This is a genomic window from Vibrio sp. Vb0667, from assembly GCF_033391095.1.
Genome location: NZ_JAWPOL010000166.1, coordinates 1 through 1,454, shown reverse-complemented (window position 1 = coordinate 1,454; position 1,454 = coordinate 1). Strand labels below are relative to the sequence as shown.

Here is a 1,454-nt window from a genome sequence, read left to right as displayed (position 1 = left end):
GAGAGTCTCGTCACGGTGAATGGTTTCCGTAATAAATTGGCTCAACGCCGAGACGTAATGAAACTGCTCTACGACCTCATTTGGCCATGATTGAAGGTAACCCGCTTCTTGGGCATTTTGAACGGCAGATTCGGCGACAGAGACCAGTGACGAAGGCAGCTGCATGTTTCTTCCTTGTGTGAAAAGCACGGTGATTCATTCTTTATACCAGACTGAAAGCAAATAAAAACGCCCACAAAAGGTTTGTGGGCGTTTTATCAAATCCAATTCGCTTTATACGCTAAATGACTTAATCTTCTTATCTAGCTCTTCGGCGTTACTTTGCATCATTTCAGAGGTTTCCAGTAACTCTGTGACCACCACGACCGATGCTTCAACCAGCTCACGAACGTTCGTTAAGTTCTGGCTCATTTCTTCCGCTACACTGCTTTGTTGTCCTGAAGCGGTAGCAATTTGGAAGTTCATATCGTTGATTTGTGTTACTTGAGCAACGATGCCATCAAGCTCACTACCCGCGTTAGAAACCAGTTCCACGCCTTCAGCCGCTTCGACAACACTTTTCTCCATCAAATCAACCGCAGAAGTCGCGCTGGCCTGTAGCTGAGTGATCATTTCTTGAATTTCCACCGTCGCTTGTTGCGTGCGCTGCGCAAGGTTACGAACTTCGTCCGCCACCACAGCAAAGCCACGCCCAGCTTCACCAGCACGCGCCGCTTCAATCGCCGCATTCAAAGCAAGCAAGTTGGTTTGTTCAGAGATACCTTGAATCGTACCCACTACGCTACCAATCGACTCCACACGCTCTTCGACTTGGTTTACGGCTTGTGCAGAAGACGCAATATCTGAAGATAGCTCGCTCATTTTCGCCACTGTGCTTTGTAAGAACTGTTGACCCGTTACGGCTTGCGTGGAAGCCTGTTCCGTCAAAGAAGAAGCCGTTTGAGCATGATCAGCCACCGTTTGTACGGTCGATGACATCTCGCTCATGGCCGTCGCCAGCTGGTCAATCTCGTTGAACTCTTCTTGCGGCGACTCTTTAGTTTCTGACATGCTCAGCGTCATCACTTCCGTCAGTGTCGCTAGCTCGTCGGATGCGTTGATTTGCATTTGAATCACGTCATGCAGTTGGCGACGCGTTTTCTCTAGCTCTCGTGCCACATCTCCGTATTCATCTTTACAGTCCATACCAAACGGTACCGACAAGTTTTTGCTCGCCATTAATTTGATGGCTTCATTGAGATACTGAGTTTGGCGCAGCATTACGCGTGCGGCGGCCAACAGTAAAGCCACAAAAACGACGATAAGTAGCGCGGTCTGCCACACTACTTGAGTCAAATACGCTTCGTAATGTTGTTGAGCAACTTGCGCATTTTGAGTGGCTGCTAAAAGTGAATCGTAAAATGTGTTTGCGTCCCAAAGTTGTTTTGCCACGATCAGAACGGTACTGAATACCA

Annotated in this window: 1 protein-coding gene; it reads right to left on the bottom strand. The window is 48.2% G+C overall.

The features are described 5' to 3' along the window. Positions 1-273 precede the first annotated feature (273 nt). The coding region (locus R8269_RS24305; RefSeq protein ID WP_318222786.1) for a methyl-accepting chemotaxis protein at positions 274-1,454 on the bottom strand (1,181 nt) is incomplete at its 5' end.